We start from the raw sequence: 18928 nt of genomic DNA, 5'->3' as shown, positions 1-18928 counted from the left end.
TGGGCGTTACCTAAGCTGCGCAAAGGTCGGGCTTTTCAGGGCTGCGCTTCGCTCCGGTACCGATGAAGGATCGGTACTGAACCCTTACAATCCCTAACGCGAAGCTACTGCATTAAGACTTTGCGCGTAATTGCTTGCGCTCGTTTCCTAACGAGTGCTTAAATAGATAAACGATTTTATCGTTTGAAACGACAAACTATTCAACGCTCGTTAGAAACGAGCGTTAGCACAAATGGTGGCCACAGGGAAGAGTCATCATCCGATAGTTATCGGATGCAAGGTTGCTTCCTCGAAAAGTCGTCATCTCGACTGGAGCGCAGTCCCGAACTTTTGGGAGAGAGATCTATCTAGGCAGATTTAGCTTCGCTGAGCCTTCGGGTTCTCGACTGCGTTGCACTTCGCTCGAAATGACGAAAGCTTGAGGGAACAATCTCCTTGAACTTCTATGTCATCTATAGTGATTTTTATAAAATAAATTATTCCTCAGGATGACCCATTGAGCGGCATTTTCCGTATTTCTGAGCCTCCGTGGCTAAATACACTCCTTCAATACAAATCGAGACAAAATGAAGAAAGATTGATACAAATGCGTATCCCTCTGAAAAGCTAAAAACCGAATCTTTGGATAAGAATTAAATAGAACTAAATCCATTTACTTCTATAACTAACCAAATCCCTAACCTAATATGAAAAGAAGTTTATTCTCTTATGGTGGCTTTGTCTGCCTGGATTGGTATCCGCTTCAAAAAATGTTTTTGAAACGCAAAGTCCTCTCCGCTATTTTTACTTCCATCACCTTAATCTTACTTTCCCTTCAGCTCGTTGCCCAGGAGCAAACAGCTGTCACCGGAACAGTAACCGACGAAAAGGGCGAAACGGTTGTTGGTGCCAGCATTAAAGTTAAGGGTACAAACACAGGAGTAACTACCGATGGCAATGGAAAATTCAAAATTCAGGTAAGCGATAAAAATGCAACCCTGATCTTTATTTATGTGGGCTATGCCAATCAGGAAGTTGCATTAGCTGGCCGTACGCAAATTAATGTTAGCCTTAAGCCATCTAATAACGATCTGTCAGAGGTTGTTGTGGTAGGTTACAACACACAGAAAAAGGAAGCCATTACGGGTGCCATTTCATCAATCAGCAGCAAAGATCTCGAAAAAGTTCACGGCGGTTCTACCGTAAGTACAGGCTTGGCCGGAAAGCTGCCAGGTGTATCTTTCAGGATGCCTGACGGCAGACCTGGTGCGAGCGCCAATATCCAGATCCGTAACATGGGTAACCCGCTGTATGTTATCGATGGTATTCAACAGGATGCTGGCCAGTTTAATAATATTTCGCCTAATGATATCGAAAGTATCAGTGTGCTTAAAGATGCATCGGCCGCTATTTATGGTAGCAGGGCATCAAACGGTGTAATATTGGTTACCACTAAAAGAGGAAAAAACAGTACCCGCAATACTTTTAGTGTTGATGCTTACACGGGTTGGCAGAACTGGGTGCGTTTCCCGGAAACAACCAATGCTTACCAATGGAAAGTGGGACAGGCTACTGCAGAAATGAACCAAAACGGCGCAACCAGCATTACCCAGGCCGAACTCGATAAATGGAAAGCAGGAACAGAATATGGCTATCAAAGCCAAAACTGGAAGGATATTATTATTGCACCTAACGCACCCCAAACTTCAGTAAACCTAAGTGCTTCGGGTGGAAGTGACAGGGTAAACTATTACTTTTCTGCTACCCGTTTGGATCAGAAAGGTGTATATGGAACAGCAAGGGAATTCGAATTTAACCGGACCAATATCCAGAGTAATATCGAGGCTAAAATAACCGACCGCTTTAAGGTGGGTATGCTCATCAATGGCCGTATCGAAAGCCGTGATCAGCCAGGTGTACCGGGGGGAGATGATTATTGGGCTGCCCGTTTTGCCTTATTGAGGAACAGACCTACTGAACAGGCTTACGCCAATGGCAATCCGAATTACCCAAATGATATCGGACACAATACCGAGCAGTTCGCTGTACAGAGTAAAGCGCTAAGTGGTTATTGGAAATCAGACTGGAGGGTTTTACAGACAAATTTATCAGCCTCTTACGAAACGCCTATAAAAGGCTTGGAAATTAAAGGTTTATATTCTTATTACATTGCCGATAACGTAATCAACGGGCACGAGTATACCTATAATGTATATACCTACCATCCTGAAACAGGCATTTACGAACAAAAAGTAGGCAGTTCAAACCCTTATAGAGAGCGCAGAAACGAAAAAGTATATACCAATACCTATCAGCTTCAGGCTAATTATAACCGCACTTTTGGTAAACATACCGTAGGTGGGGTATTGGTAGCTGAGCGCTTAGACCGTTTTAGAACCTATACCTTTCAGCACGCTGTACCACAGACTAATATTTTACCTGTGTTGCAGTTTGCCGATATGGATGGGCAGGATTTTTCAGACACACAGAATGAAGAGGCCCGCGTTGGTTATGTGGCCAGGGTAAATTACAACTACGATAACAAATATTATTTAGAGTTATCCGGTCGTAGAGACGCTTCTTGGAAATTTGCACCAGATAGGCGCGTGGGTTATTTCCCTTCGGCATCAATTGGATGGAGAATTACGCAAGAGAAATTTATGAAATCGCTTTTGGGCGAAAGCAATATCCTGAACGATCTGAAACTCCGTGCCTCTTACGGGCAGCTTGGGGATGATAATGTGGATATCGATCCCTTTGCTTATATCCCAGGTTATAACTACAATCAGGGCAGTGTGATATTGGATGGAAAAAACATCACTACTTCGAGGGATAAAGGCCCTATTATCAATAACCTAAGCTGGTTTAAAAGCAAAATAACCGATATCGGTATTGATTTTTTAATGTTCGGTAGTAAACTTTCCGGAACTGCAGATTATTTTTATAGAAAACGCACTGGTTTAAAAGCCATTAAAAACGACGTAATTGTTCCCATTGAACTGGGATACCCGCTAAATGCTGAAAACCTGGAGAGCGATGCACAGTTTGGAGGAGAATTCTCTTTAAACTATAGGGATAAAATCGGTGAGTTTAACTACAATGTTGGTGGAAACATTTCCATTAGCAGAAAAAAACTTTTAGAAAGATATAAACCACGTTTTGGTAACTCGTGGGAGAATTATAGAAGTAATGGTACCAATAGATATGCTGATATTTTTTGGGGTTACGAAGTAATCGGTCAGTTTCAGAGTATCGATGAGATCAATAATTACAAAGTGAATATTGATGAAAAAGGAAATCGTTCTTTACTCCCTGGCGATTTAATTTACAAGGATCAGAATGGCGATGGGATTATTGACGGTTTAGACGAAAGACCGATAGGTTATACCACATCAGGGCAACCGAATGTGGGCTTTGGTTTCACCATCGGTGGCTCTTATAAAAACTTCGATTTTACCGCCGATTTTTCTGGAGGTGCCATGTACTCCTGGAACCAGAATTGGGAGCAGCGCTGGGCATTCCAGAACGGAGGCGCTTTACTGCAGAATTTTGCTGATGACAGTTGGCACCGTACTAATCTTTACGACCTGAACAGTCCATGGGTGGCCGGTAAATATCCTGCAATCCGTTTTAACGACCGCGACCATAGTAACAACACCAAAAACTCTACTTTCTGGTTGCACAATGTGAGGTACCTAAGGGCACGTACACTGGAAATTGGTTATACCTTGCCAAAAAGATGGGCAGAAAAAATCAAGATCCAGAATGCAAGGGTATATGTAAACGGATACAACCTATTTTCTATCGATAACCTGAAAGAATATGGGGTAGATCCTGAAATTGCAGACGATAATGGATTGCAATACCCACAGAACAAGTTCTTTAATATAGGTCTTAAATTATCGCTATAACATGAAAAAGACTAATCAAATGAAAAAATATATATACGCATTTGCTGCCATTGCATGTTTAAGTTTTGCGCAGTCGTGTAAAAAAGATTCCGAATTTTTGGATAAGCAACCTACCAGTACATTGCCAATTGATGCGGTGTGGAAAGACCCTAACCTGGTGCTTACTGTGGTTGGCGATCTGTACGATCGTTTCCCTGATTTTCAGCGTATCGAATCATGGTGGTTATTTGCCGATTTTGATGAGGGTTTTGCTTCAGCAGGCGGCGATTATGGTCGCCACCAGAACCTGGAATATGGATACGACGCATGGAGATACTGGGATATGGGCGTTTACAAGCTGATAAACGACCTGAATCTGTTTATTAAACGTGGGCAGGAAGCTACAGCGCTAAAAGCCGAAGACCGAGACCGTTTTTTAGCTGAAGCGCGTTTTATCAGGGCCGGTGTTTATTTCGAGATGGTAAAAAGAATGGGCGGTGTTCCGCTGATTACTATTCCCCTTGCTTATGATTATAGCGGTGATCCAAGTTACCTGCAATATCCAAGGGCAAAGGAATCTGAAATTTATGATTTTGTGATTGCTGAACTGGAAGCCGTTAAAACCATACTTCCAGATAATGCAACCATACAAAGCAGGGCTACAAAAGCTGCGGCCCTCGCCATGGAATCGAGAGCTGCACTTTATGCAGGTTCAATTGCCAGATATAGCAATGCCCAATTAACCCTTCCAGGTGGAGAGGTTGGCATTCCTGCAGCAATGGCCAATGGTTATTTTACCAAAGCCTTAAATGCCGCAAAAGAAATTATCGATGGTGGTAAATATTCGCTTTACAAAAAGAACCCAAATCTGTCTGAAAATTTTGCGGCCCTTTTTACCGATAAAGGCAGCAATCCAGAGGTAATATTTGCTAAAGATTTTAAATTGAAAACCAATAAAGTTCATGGTTTTACAATCGATAACCAACCGCGCTCTTCTGCCGAAGAAGCACAGGGAGGAAGGTTAAACCCTTCGTTAAATCTGGTGCAATCTTTCGAAAAGCTAGATAATACCTATGCCTCTTTGGCTGCTGTTGATGGTAGCGGGAACCCGGTTTATTACACCAATATCACCGATATTTTTGCTGGCCGCGATGCACGTTTGGCCGGTACTGTAATTCTTCCTGGAACACAGTTTAAAGGTAAAACAGTGGATATATGGGCGGGCTATCAATTGGCCAATGGTACAATTGTAACGGGCGACAATTTTGCGCAGAGTAAAAGCAATGTACTTCCCGGTAACCCAGGTTCGGTGCAGGTAGTGGGTGGTGATGGTCCTGTTGATGGTCTGGAATTCAGCGCACAATCGGGATTTTACGTGCGTAAATATCTAGATCCTGCTACAGGCTCAGGCCAGATTGGCACCCGAAGTGAGGTATGGTGGGTCCGTTACCGTTATGCCGAAGTATTGTTAAATGCTGCCGAGGCTGCTTTTGAATTGGGCGATGCAGCTACTGCAGCCAATTATATTAAACCGGTAAGAGACCGTGCAGGATTAACCACAGCACTAAGTCCGGCCGATATTACTTTCGACCGGATCGTACACGAACGTAAAGTAGAATTCGCTTTTGAAGGACATCAGCTTTGGGATATGAAACGTTGGAGACTGGCCGATAAAGTATGGAACGGTAACAATATGTCGGTTGCTGATTTTACCAATGCCAGCAATATCGGTAGCGCAACACGCACCAGTACACAGGTGTTTGGTTTGTGGCCATATAAATACTATAACCCGGGCAATGCAAATCATTTAAAGTATGTTTTTAAGGTGGTTAAACCCAGCCGTGTAACGGCTGCACACCGTTTCCGTATCGGCAATTATTATTCTTCAATCGGGCAGGACGTACTAAATGGCAACCCGAAAATTATCAGAAACCCTAATCAATAATCAGATACAGACATGAAAAATAAATTTTATTTCATCATAGGGGCAGTTATAGCCGTATTGTTCTCTTCTTGTAAAAAAGATAATTACGAGGCGCCCGAGGCCGATTTTACAGGAAGGATCGTATATAAGGGCGAAGCAATCAATGTGCAGTACCGCCAGGTAAATTTCGAACTTTGGCAATCGGGCTTTGGCAACTACTCCGCATTAAACGTATATGTTAATCAGGATGGTAATTTTTCGGCTAAGTTATTTGATGGCAACTATAAACTGGTTTTCTCTCCGAACCAGGGTCCGTTTTTGTGGAAAAAGAATGCAGCCGGTAAACAAGATACCATAGCGGTAAATATTAGCGGTAACAAGGTGATGGACATTGAAGTAATGCCTTACTACATGATCCGCGGTGCTAGTTTAACCGCTGCATCTGGAAAAGTGAACGGATTCTGCAAACTGGAAAAAATCATCACTGATGCCAATGCAAAGGATATAGAAAGTGTATCGCTTTATATTAATAAAACACAGTTTGTAGATGGAGGTAATAATATCGGGGTACAAGAACTTAAAGGCGCAGCCATAGCTGACCTGAATAACTTAAGTATGAGTGTAAACATCCCTGCAATTGTACCTACGCAAAATTATGTTTTTGCCAGGATAGGGGTTAAAATTGCAGGTGTAGATGACCTGATTTTTACACCTGCAACCAAAGTAAGTTTTTAACCAAGGAAGGTATTTTAGAAGTTAGATTTATAATTAAATGGATTTTTGAAGTTTCGTCATTCCCGCGCAGGCGGGAATCTTAATGCACATGTAACTAATCATTAGGCATTAAGATTCCCAATCAGGTTGTTCCAAAGGAACTCCTTTGGAGGGAATGACGATCAATCGAAGCATTATTAATAATCACTATCTTACCCTTAACAAATCATCGTTATATGAAATATCTTTTCGCCTTTTTTTTATGCTTCTTTGTATTTTCTATAGGTAAAAACGTGTTTGCTAAGCAACTAAACGATACGCTTTACCTGGCCGATCCGACCATTTTCTTAGATAAAGGTGTATACTATTTATATGGCACAAGTAGCGATGAAGGTTTCCTGGTTTATTCTTCCAACGACCTTAAAAACTGGACCAAACCAACCGGAAAAAATAAAGGATTTGCATTAAAAAAGGGCGATGCCTTTGGGAGCAAGGGTTTTTGGGCACCTCAGGTATTTAAAAGAGGCAAAACCTATTTTATGGCCTATACTGCTGATGAGCAGATTGCCATTGCGCACAGTAATAGCCCCGCAGGACCTTTTGTCCAGGAAGAATTAAAAGCAATTTCAGGCACTGGCAAGCAGATCGACCCTTTTGTATTTACCGATAAAGATGGAAAAAACTACCTCTACCATGTAAAGCTCGATCATGGCAACAGGATTTTTGTAACAGAACTGAAGGCTGATTTTTCTGATGTAATCCCTGAAACAACAAAATTTTGTTTATCAGGAACAGCAGCCTGGGAAAATACAGCGAAAACCGATTGGCCGGTAACCGAAGGGCCAACGGTAATCAAAAAGGAAAATCTTTACTATCTTTTTTATTCGGCTAATGATTTTAGAAACCCTGATTATGCCGTGGGTTATGCTACCTCAAACTCAGCTACCGGTCCATGGATAAAGTATCAGGGCAACCCGATTATCAGTAAAAAGGTATTGAAAATAAATGGCACCGGGCATGGCGATTTTTTTATGGATAAAAGCGGGGCATTACAATATGTTTTTCATACCCATCATTCAAATTATAAAGTATCACCAAGAGCTACGGCTATAATCAAAGCTGCCTTTATAAAAGAGAAAAATGGAAGTTTTTGCATGCAGATCGACCCCGAAAGTTTTCGGTTTTTAATGCAAAGTGCGGCAAAAACATTTTAAGGATTAATTGATTGCATTTGTAGAAAAATTGAGATAAAAATGGACCGATTTAAGAAAAGAAATCACTTTTTTTAAGGATTAAGGAATGCCGCAGATAAAAAAGTATAAAAGACCTAAGAGTTTAAAAATGAATGCTTTGAAAATAAGATGTCTGTTTGTTGCACTGTGCCTGTTACACATAACAGGTTTACATGCACAAACATTTACCAATCCTTTATTGCCATCGGGTGCCGATCCATATAGCTTTTATAAAGATGGTTATTATTACTATACCCATACTACCGGAAACCGCGTAGATCTCTGGAAAACCAAAACCCTTGATGGTTTAAAAGATGCGGAGCGGAAAACCATTTGGCGTGCACCTGCAGGCACCATGTACAGTAAAGAAATCTGGGCACCCGAGGTGATGTTTTTAAGGGGTAAATGGTACGCTTATTTTGCAGCCGATGATGGGAGAAACGAAAACCACCGCATGTACGTTTTGGAAAATACTTCGGCCGATCCGATGAAAGGCGAGTGGGTATTTAAAGGCAAAATTACCGATCCGACTGATAAATGGGCCATTGATGGAGATGTGATCGATTTTAAAGGCCAGTTGTATATGATCTGGTCTGGATGGGAGGGAGATGAAAACGGCAAACAGGAAATTTTTATCGCCAAACTTAAAAACCCCTTTACAGTAGAAGGTAAACGGGTGAAGATTTCTACACCCAAATTTAGCTGGGAAAGAATCGGAGACCTTGGCGGAGGAGCGCACGTGGATGTAAACGAAGGGCCTCAGTTTTTGCCGCACGGTGATAAAATATTTGTCATTTATTCGGCAAGCGGCTGTTGGACAGATTTTTATGCTTTGGGTATGCTTTCCGCCTCGGCTAAAAGCAATCTGCTCGACCCTGCCTCCTGGACAAAATCCGATCAACCTGTTTTTCAGCAATCGCCAAAAGATGGCGTTTATGCGCCGGGCCATAACTCATTTTTTAAATCGCCAGATGGAAAAGAAGATTGGATCCTATATCACGCCAATGATAAACCGGGCCAGGGCTGCGGAGGTTTCCGCTCGCCCCGTGCCCAAAAGTTTAGCTGGAATGCCGATGGGGCACCAAATTTTGGAACTCCGGTAAAAGCTGGATTGAGTATAATATCACCATCAAACCACAATAAAAACTAAATCAGATATACCGATATGAACTTAAAAAACTACGCGCTACTTGCTGTCTTGAGCTTTAACATTAGCTTGGGTTTTGCACAAAAAACAAAAAAAAGTGCTGAGCCTGCAAAGGTTTGGTCGATAGAAAAAGCCAATGCCTGGTACAAAGAACATAAATGGTTAACAGGTGCCAACTACATTCCTTCCAATGCAATTAACCAGTTGGAAATGTGGCAGGCCGATACTTTTTCACCCGATCTGATCGATAAAGAACTGGGTTGGGCCGAAGGAATCGGTTTTAACACACTGCGTGTATTCCTGTTCAGTAAAGCCTGGAGCCAGGATCCTGAAGGTTTTAAAAAGAGAATGGACCAATTTCTAACCATTACCCAAAAACATGGTATTAAACCGATGTTTGTTTTTTTCGACGATTGCTGGAATAAAACTTCGGCCATTGGTAAACAGCCCGAGCCTAAAACGGGTGTTCACAATTCGGGCTGGTTGCAAGATCCCGGCGATCCGGCTTTTAAAGAAGAAGCCAATTTCCCTGAACTCGAAAAATATGTAAAGGATGTACTTACCCATTTTGCACACGATAAAAGAATTTTACTTTGGGATTTATACAATGAACCAGGAAATAGCGGAAAGTTAGAAGCCACCATACCTTTGTTAACCAAAACCATTAGCTGGGCAAGGTCAGTTAATCCCGATCAGCCGATTTCTATCGGATTGTGGAGCTGGGGTTTCGAGAAGCTTAACGAAATGCAGTTGGCCAACTCAGATATTGTAACCTACCATAACTATGAGGCACCAGACTGGCACCAAAGAACCATCGATCTGTTAAAAGCCAGCGGCCGGCCATTAATCTGTACCGAATATATGGCCAGATCGCGCAACAGCCGTTTCGCTAACATTTTGCCGATGCTAAAAAACGAAAATGTAGGTGCCATTAACTGGGGTTTTGCTGCAGGCAAAACCAACACTAAATATGCCTGGGATACCCCGCTTGCCGATGGATCTGATCCGATAGAGTGGTTTCACGAAATCTTTCAGCCCGATGGTACCCCGTACCGCCTGGATGAAGTTAACCTGATTAAAAAACTTAACAGCAAATAAATTATTGTCAGTAGGGAGATCCGAAAAAGAGCTTAATAAAAATTATTGTCAGTCTGTCCAAAGGACTCCTACGGAGGCGAAGACGAAGACTCTTAGTTGAAACAGAAATATTTGTCTTTCTACAGGCTATCATTGACAGGTTTCAGTAAAGGGGCGTCATTCCCGCGTAGGCGGGAATCTTAAGGCTTATTGCATTAAGATTCCCAATCGGGTTGGGAATGACGACTCCTCACAGCCTATCAATTCAAAAAAAATGTAATTCATATTGACTTTTACGAAACAAATAATCCATCAGGAAACTATTTCTTGCTTAAATTAACAATTTGCAAAATCCAACTTTAACACACAAATTTAAAACAATGAAAAAAAAAGTATCCATCCTTTTCTCGCTGCTGGGGCTCTCACTTTCCCTTTCTGCGCAGCAGCAGGACAAATCGTGGTCGATGGTAAAAGGGAAAATCTCTTCACCATGGGCCCAAGAAGTTAATTCTAAAAATGTGTTGCCAGAATATCCACGGCCGCAGTTTGAGCGTACTGGCAACTGGAAAAACCTCAATGGACTTTGGGATTATGCCATTTCCGCAAAATCACAACAGCCGGCAATTAACCAGGGTAAAATCCTTGTGCCTTTCGCCATAGAATCTTCACTTTCGGGTGTTGGCAAAACAGTAGGTAAAGATAGCTTGCTGTGGTACAAAACCAGCTTTACTGTACCGGCAAACATGAAAGGCAAAGAAATTTTGCTTCATTTCGGCGCGGTTGACTGGAGAAGCACGGTGAGTATCAACGGTAAAGAGGTGGGTAAACATGAAGGCGGTTTCGATCCTTTCAGTTTTAATATTACGCCTTTTTTAAACAAGAGTGGAAACCAGACTTTAACCGTAGAAGTTTGGGATCCGACGGATGAAGGCCCTCAGCCAAGAGGAAAACAGGTTAAAAAACCAGAAGGCATCTGGTATACTCCTGTAACCGGCATCTGGCAAACGGTGTGGATCGAGGCGGTAAACAAAGTGCGTATCGATCACATTAAAATAACGCCTGATATCGATCAGCAAGCGGTAGCAGTTACGCCATTTTTAACGGGTGCCGGTGCCGGAGATCAGGTTAAGGTTTCGGCTTGGGACGGCGCAACCAAAGTGGCTGAGCAGACCGCAGATGGCACTGGCGCAATCAGTTTAAAAATTGCGAACCCTAAACTTTGGAATACTAAAAACCCATTTTTATACGACCTGAAAGTTGAGCTGATCTCTAAAAACAAAAAGGTAGATGAGGTGAAAAGTTATTTTGCCATGCGCAAAACCTCAATGGGCAAAGATCAGAACGGTATTCAGCGTATGCTGTTAAACAATGAATTTGTTTTCCAGTACGGCCCCTTAGATCAGGGCTGGTGGCCTGATGGGCTTTATACCGCCCCAACAGATGCCGCTTTAAAGTTCGATGTAGATAAAACCAAAGAAATGGGTTTTAATATGATCAGAAAGCACATTAAAGTAGAGCCTGCACGTTGGTATTACTACTGCGATAAAGCAGGTATGCTGGTTTGGCAGGATATGCCAAGTGGCGACCTGGGCAACGGCTGGGAAAACCGCCCTGGTGTTTTAGACCATGGATCGGATAAAAACAGAAGTGCCGAATCCGAAGGATATTACAAGAAAGAATGGAATGCCATTATTGATGCACTTTATAATGTGCCTTCTATTGTAGTATGGACACCTTTCAATGAGGCTTGGGGGCAGTTTAAAACAGTAGAAATTGCCAAATGGACAAAAGAGAAAGATCCTTCAAGATTAGTGAATACGGCCAGTGGAGGTAATTTTTATCCGGTTGGCGATATTATCGACCTGCACAATTACCCACATCCGGCTATGCCTAGTCCTGATTATTTTGGAAAAGACTATGCCCTTGTGCTGGGCGAGTTTGGTGGGCTTGGTCTGCCTATTGATGGCCACGTGTGGCAACAGAAAAATAACTGGGGCTATCAGAGTTTTAAAAACAAAACCGATCTGTTTAATAAATACGCCCAGTTTACGAAACGTTTAGCAGAATTAATCCCACTAGGGCTTTCTGCCGGAGTATATACCCAAACTACCGATGTTGAAGTAGAAACCAATGGCTTGATGACCTATGACAGAAAAGATATCAAGTTTTCTGAAGCACAGATGAAAGCTTTGCACGATAAGCTTTATCAGATAAATGTGCCGGTGAAGCAATAGCTTATCATTTAACGCTTTTTGTTTTATCAGCATAATAAGGCGCTGCAATTGTGTCTGTAGATTATTAAATCATTGAGGCTGTATCCTATTTGTAATTTGTTCGATTTATCACGTTGGGCTTGTTGAAACGTCTTGTAAGACATTTTAACAAGCCCTTCGACCCAGCCGCCATTTACAGGTTCCAAAAGAATGGTCGTCATCTCGACTGTAGCGCAGCGAAATGGAGAGATCTTTGTACCAGGTTATTGAAATCAGATTTAAAAGATCTCTCCTCCAAAGGAGTTCCTTTGGAACACTACGATCGAGATGACGATACCTTCATTAGCGATTTTTAAGCAAACTCATATAAATGAGGATTAAGCAGCCCGCAAACCGAAAGGTACTTTGTGTAAGGAAATATGCTAATATTTCTTTACCCCTTTATTACCTGTTGTTTACCCTTTCTCTATACCAAGTTAACCCCAAGTTAACCCTATGGTTACCTTTTCTTTACCTTTTGGTTACCTAAAAGGTAAAGCCAGGCTCTCCTTTGGGGCTTTTTGTGGTGAGTCGATGTCGATGTTCCCCGCCAGCAAGTACCTTTAAGTGGTAATGAGTTATATTCGCCTTGCGCCGATTGAGAAACTTTAATTCATATGGAAAAAATCGTTATCTTTCGCTAGATAATGATCTTTGATTGCAGCAATTCTTCCTTAAGTTAACCAGATGAAACAACCCGATTTTTCCACTTTCCCTGTACTCGAAACCGACAGATTGGTCCTTCGCAGACTTTCGCTGGAAGATGCTCCTGTAATTTATCAATTGCGTTCGGATGTTGAAGTGGCTGCCTTAACGGGTAAGGCGCCCTTTCTTCATATTAACGAAGCCGTTGCGTACATCAATAAAATTGATAACCTGATCAATAATGATGAATCTATATACTGGGTTGCTTCTTATAAGGGTGATACCGCTATGATAGGTGCAGCCTGCCTCTGGAATTTTGATATTCAGAATGAGACCGTGGAACTAGGATATGAGTTGCTTCCGGATTTTCAAGGTAAAGGTATCATGGTAGAGATTATTACCTGCATACTCAGGTATGCATTTGAGGTAATGGGCATTAAAACGCTTGTTGCTTGCCCATCCAGTGATAACCCGCCTTCTGTAAAACTACTTGAAAAAATGGGGTTTGAAATTGTGCAAAGCGATTATCAAAATATACATGTCGGTGTTCCAGGCATGCTCACTTATATTCTTACTTCAAGAGTATAGATTTTGGCTACGGCCATAAAATTGAACATAAATAAATGTAGGCTAAACACAAATAAGAGTTTTAAGGGAAATGTTAACCCTTTTCCTTCCAGTCTTTAACCATCAGCTCATCACCCACACTGATGATTCCTGTTTGTTGATGAAGCAGGTTCTGGCCGAACATGATTTTTTTACCTACCGTACGGTAGCTGGCCAATGTTCTTAATGGTTCCTGCCCTTTTTCGCCAGTTTGCTGATCGATGGTAATGAGTACGCATCTGGCACATGGTTTTACTGCCGAAAACAGTACGTCACCAATGTGAAAGGTTTTAAAACTATCTTCAATATGTGGCTCCCCGCCCGTAAAAACAAAATTTGGGCGGAAACGGTCCATTCGGATTGGATCGGCGAGCTTTTCATTAAGCCCATCGAGCGACGATTGGCCGATAAGCAGGCAGGGATAACCATCGGCAAAACTAACCACTTCATCATTCATAGCATAATCCCGATCTACCAATCTTTTCTCGGTTAAAGGCATTTTTACCAATCTAACCTTAAATTTTAGGAAGTTGGAAAACCAATCACTTACTGTTTTGTTTACTTCAAGCGCGGTGGCGGTATCGTTCCATATTACGATAGATAACTGTTCGCCGGTATCTTCATCCAAAGAAAATGATATGTTTTGCTCAGGTAATGTTTTATGGGAAACGGTTAATTTACCATCCCCAATATTCACCTGAAGCATTGCCAGTTCAAAATGTTTCCGTTGGGTAATAAATATACCTTCCGCATCAACAAGCATCCATCTTCTGTCATATTGCAGGCCTTTTTCTTCAAGATGTGCTTTTTCAAGCCGGATACCGCCCAAAGATTTGATAGGATAAATATTGATTTCAGAAAGGATAAATTTGCTCATATTATCTGCAATTATAAAATTTCGATGTTCTTCTGTTCAAATGCCTCAAATATCTGTGCATTGATCATACTTCTGGTTAAGTCGGCTTTAGAAATATCCTTGCACCAGAAATAAATATTGATGGTACTGTTCAGCTTACTCACGGGGCTGATCATAATAATAGGTTCTTTGCTGATAAAAACATTGCTGTTCTCTACAATAATTTCCCTGATCAGGTTTACCACTTCAGTAGAATTAAAAGGCTTTGCAATCAATAAAGAGATATCTATCCGCATCTGGTTGTTACTCAGCGTCCAGTTGATGATGTTGTTCGATAAAATAGAACCGTTAGGGATAATAATTTCGGCGCCTTCGTCGCTAAGTAAGGTACTGGAGCGTACGCCGATTTCCTTTACTCTTCCTTTTTTATTGCTCAGCTCTACAATGTCGCCAATTCGGATGGTTTTATCAAAAATAAGGATAATCCCCGATACAAAATTGCTTACAATATTCTGTAAGCCCAACCCAATTCCAACACCCAATGCACCAAGAATAACTGTGATTTTATCAATTGGCAGTCCGGAGGCTGCAACAGCGATTAAAAAGCCGCCAATTAATAATACCAAACGGGTTACGAGTAATTTCGAACGCTCTCCTTTGTTATCATCAAAACTGTCGTCGCCCGTATCGCCAAAGAAATAAGCAATGTATTTCTGCAAAAAGTTGGCAACCCAGATAATGCCCAAAAACAATACGATGCCGCCAAAGGTAAAAGAGAAGTTGCCTATGGTTCTTTTTTGGGTGAGGATTTCCATTACCGATTCGTATAGTCCATTAAAAATATTCAGGTTGGTGGTAAATATTATAAACCAGATAATGGTAGCACCAATGCCGGTTAGCCTTTTAAGTCCGGTAATTACAGGCTGCCAATCAAAATACTCAGGAAATCCTTTACGGATCCTGCTGCTTTTCATCTGTAACAAAAAGGCCTCTACCAATACTTTGGCCAGGATGGTTAGCGATATGGCATTTAAAAGCGAGCTTACCCCGGTAGAATAAAAAATCTGCGTAAGGGTAAAGCGGCCAAATAGATTACAAAAGGTGGCAATGATGGCAAAGCCAACGTAAATAAATCCCGTGGTGAGGATCATTCTGTATCTTTTGGTTTTCTCATCGAGCATTTTCCATACCATAACGCCATAGGCAACGGAGCTGGTGGTTAAAAACAGCAGCAGCCAACGCTGGTACCTTGGTGGCATACCCAAAAGGCGTAAGAAAACAGGAGCAAGAAGAAGTACTACAAATATGCACCAATAGTAAAATAACTTTGAGTCTAGCTTTTTACGGAAAAATACAGTAAGCACAATGGCCAGTATAATCTCTACAGCTTCTATGTAAAGTGCAGGCGCCCTCAGATCGAATATAGGAGCCAATGCAAACAGCATGATAAAAGTAATTAAATAAGGCTGCGGACTGACCAGTGAAAAACCATCAAGGGTTTCTAAACGGCCCCGCTGTTTTACACTTCTAAAATTGAAAAATACCCAAAAGAAGAATATGGTACAAGTAAAAAGTAATAACAATCTACTGTTTCTGGTGTACACAAAATAATAGCCCGATATTTCTTGTTCTCCTTTAATAAACCTTCGGAAGCCCATGCTTTTATTGGCCCGTCTGTTTACCGTTTCCCACAAGTAACGGCGCTCTTTACCAAAAGCTTTAATGCTTACGGCATCGAGCTGACTATCGGTAAGGTACATCAACTCTTTAATATTGATGAGGTTGGAAGAGGTTCTGGCCTGCAGGTTGTTGATGGATAAAGTAGTCGTTTTTAGTAGACTATCCATCACTATACGTTTCTTCTTTAATTCTGCAAACTGCTCTTTAAACATAACCTGTATGGCAGGTACCGTAAATACTTTAATCAGTACGGTATCTTTACGCAGGTTAAGAATTTCTGTTTTTAAAGCCCGCAACTCCTTTTCATATTCATCAAGGTCTGACAAACAATCTTTATTATTGCTCTGTAGTTCTTCCAGCAGGGTTTGATCCATCTGCAGGTTTTGCAGGTTAGGGGATCTGTCGCTTTGCGTTAACCTGCTTTTAAGCAATGCCAGTGCAGCTTCATCCTGTGTTAAATGTGCTTCTATAGGCTTAAGTTTCTTAAATGAGCCAACGGTAACCGGAACTTTGTTTACGGTTTCAAATACTTTTTCCAGGTGCGCAAGATAATCGCCTTTGGTCAATGTAGCAGAATCCGAAAGAATAGATACATCCTGCCCCTTATCTACAGGCTTATCTTTCTGCGCAAACACATGGCCAGAAAAAAATAGGATAAGGAATAAAGATATTAAGTTCCGGATGGCTGGGTTAAAAGAATTTTGTGTTATCATTGAGCTTAAGCAGTATTGAATATTATCCTTTATGGGAATATAGGTTTCAAAAATAGGGATTAGGATTGATTTTACAGCCGGTGGTTTTGGCTATTTCATTTACAATAAACCTTAAAAAATGCGAGCGCATTAATGCCAGAGAGAATTTAATGAAATTTTATACTGTTGTTCAATAAAATTAAATAATTTCAATTCAGCATTTGCTATTTACAAGCTTAAAAGCATTTAAATGACCTATCGTGAATAAATTTTTAATGAGATACATTTTTGCTTTGTTTTTATCAGGCTTTTCCATTTCGGTAACTGCACAGGCCACACGGCGGATTGTGAAAGATTTTGATTTCGACTTGAAAAAAGATACCATTTCCGTCAATAGCGATATGCGCACGCTGGAATGCAGTTTGTCTACGCAGCAGTATAAGAAAATAGTGAGCAAGACCATCACACGTCTTAATTTTGGCAATATGCTGGTGGCTACAAAAAAAGGTTTCAAGTTTTGGAACGATTACGGGCGATCGGGCTTTATAAGCGTGTTTGAATACAATAAAACAGCTAAAAAGATGCGGCTGGTAAAAATGAAAAGAACAGACTACGAGTTAAATGGCACATACTCGGGTGAAAACGGAGGTAACTCGAGTGTAGATCTGTTGACGAACAAATACAGTGCACATTTTAATGTGGTGCGCAACAATAAGATTGTTAAATTGCCCCTCATCACAGGCACAATGGTGTTCCCGAAAACGTATCTGCAAACCTTTGGCGATGATATTAATTTTAGCTACGAGGCGAAGTGTGTAGCCATTTACAACAGTTACCAGCTAAAAGATAAATAAAAACTGCAGGAGATTAACCATAAACAATCGATGAAGAAACAGCATAAAATTATCTTCGGGGTTTTAGCGTGCATGATGTTGGTAGCCATTGCGTTGATGTATAAACTGCATTGGTTTGGCGCAGGCATGAAACCTCAGCATGAAGCAACCCGCAGCCCCGATCGTGTTGCTGAAGTTATATCCGATACACACGAAGTAACCCTTAACCCTAAAAAAGAAAGCCCGAAGGAAGCGGCGCAGATCGAATTTCCACTATACGGAAACACTATTGAAGATTTTGTGCCCGGATTGTATAAAATTGCAATGGATACCAAAGGCCTTTTAAATAATGACGAACTGGAAGATGTAGTTTTAGTGCTCCAGAATAAGACAGACAGTACAGATTTGCGCCCGACCTTAATTTTGTTGAAACAGCCGGAAGGTGGGTACCGTTTATACGCCAGCTCCCTGCTGGCCATTGGCGCTGCCTATATTAATGGCGATTACCAGCAATATGACAGCGAAGACATCAGCATAGATCAAAAAAGAAATTTAATTATATCAACTTACGGTAGCGGTCCGGTAGGTAACCGCGAAACCAGGTACCGCTTTATAGATAACGAACTTGTTTTTACTTATATGGAAACGTTTAATGCGGGTGCAGGACAGCAAACCAGGGCAACCTATGATGTTTTAAACCGAAAGGTAACTGTTGAAGATATTAATACCATGAAAGAGGATATGCCTGCTACAGTTAGCCATGGTACTTTGCCACAACATCCACTTTATTTTTTTAAAGAATTGGATCCGACAACGGTTTTCTCTGAATAAGCAACCAAATATTGCTCATCGTTTAACCAGACTGGAGATGATCAGATTTATTCCTTTGTGAGGTAGATATTCATCACGCCTCTTGCAGAAATTTGGTTAGTTCCATAAATAAGCGATTGTTTATCCGTTACCTCAGCACTAATCCGAATATACTGATCAGTCTGTGCTACAATGTTCCAGATGGTCTGTGCGGCAAAATTAGGATTGCTGAAAGTGAGGATACGGTTATCTGCATTTCGTCTCAAAATATAGTCTGAAAACTTTACCGATGTATGAACATCAGTAGAGAATTTTACCTGTTTATCATCGAATGTCCAGTACGATTTTACGGCATCTGCCACGATATGGCTAACTTTGATTCCAGAAGAGTTGTAAAGCTCGAGGTCATACCCACCTGTCGACCATTTGCCATTCAGGGTTTCATTCGTGGTATGATCGGTGTCTTTTTTGCAACCCGATATATTGATTATGATACATAACAGAAATAAAATGCGTTTCATGCCTGGCCTTTAGATGATTGAAGTTAAATAAACCAAAAGGAATTCGCAAATCGAATATACTTAGCCCGGC

13 protein-coding genes are annotated in these 18928 nt (G+C 41.3%); 10 read left to right on the top strand and 3 right to left on the bottom strand.

All coding sequences use genetic code 11. The features are described from left to right. The first annotated feature begins 686 nt into the window (after positions 1–686). From LQ201_RS04645 to LQ201_RS04610, 8 genes are all read left to right on the top strand, one after another. Entirely contained in the window at positions 687–3890 is a 3204-nt protein-coding gene (locus tag LQ201_RS04645) for a TonB-dependent receptor (RefSeq protein ID WP_230145571.1), read from the top strand. Between the two features lie 19 nt (positions 3891–3909). Next, the gene (locus LQ201_RS04640) at positions 3910–5814 is read left to right on the top strand and encodes a RagB/SusD family nutrient uptake outer membrane protein (RefSeq protein ID WP_230145570.1); all 1905 of its coding nucleotides are present in this window, start codon (positions 3910–3912) and stop codon (positions 5812–5814) included. A gap of 12 nt (positions 5815–5826) precedes the next feature. After that, positions 5827–6528, top strand: coding sequence for a DUF3823 domain-containing protein (locus LQ201_RS04635; protein ID WP_230145569.1), 702 nt, complete (start codon positions 5827–5829; stop codon positions 6526–6528). Positions 6529–6743: 215 nt separating this feature from the next. Then, positions 6744–7721, top strand: coding sequence for a glycoside hydrolase family 43 protein (locus tag LQ201_RS04630; protein WP_230145568.1), 978 nt, complete (start codon positions 6744–6746; stop codon positions 7719–7721). A gap of 127 nt (positions 7722–7848) precedes the next feature. Then, positions 7849–8889 carry a family 43 glycosylhydrolase gene (locus LQ201_RS04625; protein WP_230145567.1) on the top strand — a complete coding sequence of 347 codons (1041 nt, stop codon included), beginning with the start codon at positions 7849–7851 and terminating at the stop codon, positions 8887–8889. A 15-nt stretch (positions 8890–8904) separates the two neighbouring features. Beyond that, entirely contained in the window at positions 8905–9984 is a 1080-nt protein-coding gene (locus tag LQ201_RS04620) for a cellulase family glycosylhydrolase (protein WP_230145566.1), read from the top strand. Positions 9985–10343: 359 nt separating this feature from the next. Continuing rightward, the gene (locus LQ201_RS04615) at positions 10344–12197 is read left to right on the top strand and encodes a glycoside hydrolase family 2 protein (protein WP_230145565.1); all 1854 of its coding nucleotides are present in this window, start codon (positions 10344–10346) and stop codon (positions 12195–12197) included. A 705-nt stretch (positions 12198–12902) separates the two neighbouring features. Then, on the top strand, positions 12903–13448 hold the full coding sequence (locus tag LQ201_RS04610) for a GNAT family N-acetyltransferase (protein WP_230145564.1): 546 nt from the start codon (positions 12903–12905) through the stop codon (positions 13446–13448). Between the two features lie 73 nt (positions 13449–13521). On the opposite strand, the gene LQ201_RS04605 is transcribed toward LQ201_RS04610, so the two are convergent. Both LQ201_RS04605 and LQ201_RS04600 read right to left on the bottom strand, forming a co-directional pair. After that, positions 13522–14343 carry an MOSC domain-containing protein gene (locus tag LQ201_RS04605; protein WP_230145563.1) on the bottom strand — a complete coding sequence of 274 codons (822 nt, stop codon included), beginning with the start codon at positions 14341–14343 and terminating at the stop codon, positions 13522–13524. Between the two features lie 11 nt (positions 14344–14354). Beyond that, entirely contained in the window at positions 14355–16715 is a 2361-nt protein-coding gene (locus LQ201_RS04600) for a mechanosensitive ion channel family protein (protein ID WP_230145562.1), read from the bottom strand. A 254-nt stretch (positions 16716–16969) separates the two neighbouring features. Here LQ201_RS04600 and LQ201_RS04595 point away from each other — a divergent pair, with 254 nt between their 5' ends. Beyond that, the gene (locus LQ201_RS04595; protein WP_230145561.1) at positions 16970–17548 is read left to right on the top strand and encodes a hypothetical protein; all 579 of its coding nucleotides are present in this window, start codon (positions 16970–16972) and stop codon (positions 17546–17548) included. A gap of 30 nt (positions 17549–17578) precedes the next feature. Continuing rightward, positions 17579–18358 carry a hypothetical protein gene (locus LQ201_RS04590; protein WP_230145560.1) on the top strand — a complete coding sequence of 260 codons (780 nt, stop codon included), beginning with the start codon at positions 17579–17581 and terminating at the stop codon, positions 18356–18358. 47 nt (positions 18359–18405) lie between these two features. On the opposite strand, the gene LQ201_RS04585 is transcribed toward LQ201_RS04590, so the two are convergent. Continuing rightward, complete coding sequence (locus LQ201_RS04585; RefSeq protein ID WP_230145559.1) at positions 18406–18858, bottom strand: hypothetical protein; 453 nt, start codon at positions 18856–18858, stop codon at positions 18406–18408. Positions 18859–18928 lie beyond the last annotated feature (70 nt).

Source organism: Pedobacter sp. Bi126, from assembly GCF_918698245.1.
Lineage (GTDB): Bacteria > Bacteroidota > Bacteroidia > Sphingobacteriales > Sphingobacteriaceae > Pedobacter.
The sequence above is the reverse complement of the archived record's forward strand: the minus strand, read 5'-3'. Positions and strand labels throughout refer to the sequence as shown.

Bases quoted from the DNA above. Each gene is read 5' to 3' on its own strand.
- LQ201_RS04595 (WP_230145561.1), top strand. From the start codon at position 16,970: ATGAGATACATTTTTGCTTTGTTTTTATCAGGCTTTTCCATTTCGGTA.
- LQ201_RS04625 (WP_230145567.1), top strand. From the start codon at position 7,849: ATGAATGCTTTGAAAATAAGATGTCTGTTTGTTGCACTGTGCCTGTTA.
- LQ201_RS04590 (WP_230145560.1), top strand. From the start codon at position 17,579: ATGAAGAAACAGCATAAAATTATCTTCGGGGTTTTAGCGTGCATGATG.
- LQ201_RS04585 (WP_230145559.1), bottom strand. From the start codon at position 18,858: ATGAAACGCATTTTATTTCTGTTATGTATCATAATCAATATATCGGGT.
- LQ201_RS04615 (WP_230145565.1), top strand. From the start codon at position 10,344: ATGAAAAAAAAAGTATCCATCCTTTTCTCGCTGCTGGGGCTCTCACTT.
- LQ201_RS04635 (WP_230145569.1), top strand. From the start codon at position 5,827: ATGAAAAATAAATTTTATTTCATCATAGGGGCAGTTATAGCCGTATTG.
- LQ201_RS04640 (WP_230145570.1), top strand. From the start codon at position 3,910: ATGAAAAAATATATATACGCATTTGCTGCCATTGCATGTTTAAGTTTT.
- LQ201_RS04630 (WP_230145568.1), top strand. From the start codon at position 6,744: ATGAAATATCTTTTCGCCTTTTTTTTATGCTTCTTTGTATTTTCTATA.
- LQ201_RS04620 (WP_230145566.1), top strand. From the start codon at position 8,905: ATGAACTTAAAAAACTACGCGCTACTTGCTGTCTTGAGCTTTAACATT.
- LQ201_RS04610 (WP_230145564.1), top strand. From the start codon at position 12,903: ATGAAACAACCCGATTTTTCCACTTTCCCTGTACTCGAAACCGACAGA.
- LQ201_RS04645 (WP_230145571.1), top strand. From the start codon at position 687: ATGAAAAGAAGTTTATTCTCTTATGGTGGCTTTGTCTGCCTGGATTGG.
- LQ201_RS04600 (WP_230145562.1), bottom strand. From the start codon at position 16,715: ATGATAACACAAAATTCTTTTAACCCAGCCATCCGGAACTTAATATCT.
- LQ201_RS04605 (WP_230145563.1), bottom strand. From the start codon at position 14,343: ATGAGCAAATTTATCCTTTCTGAAATCAATATTTATCCTATCAAATCT.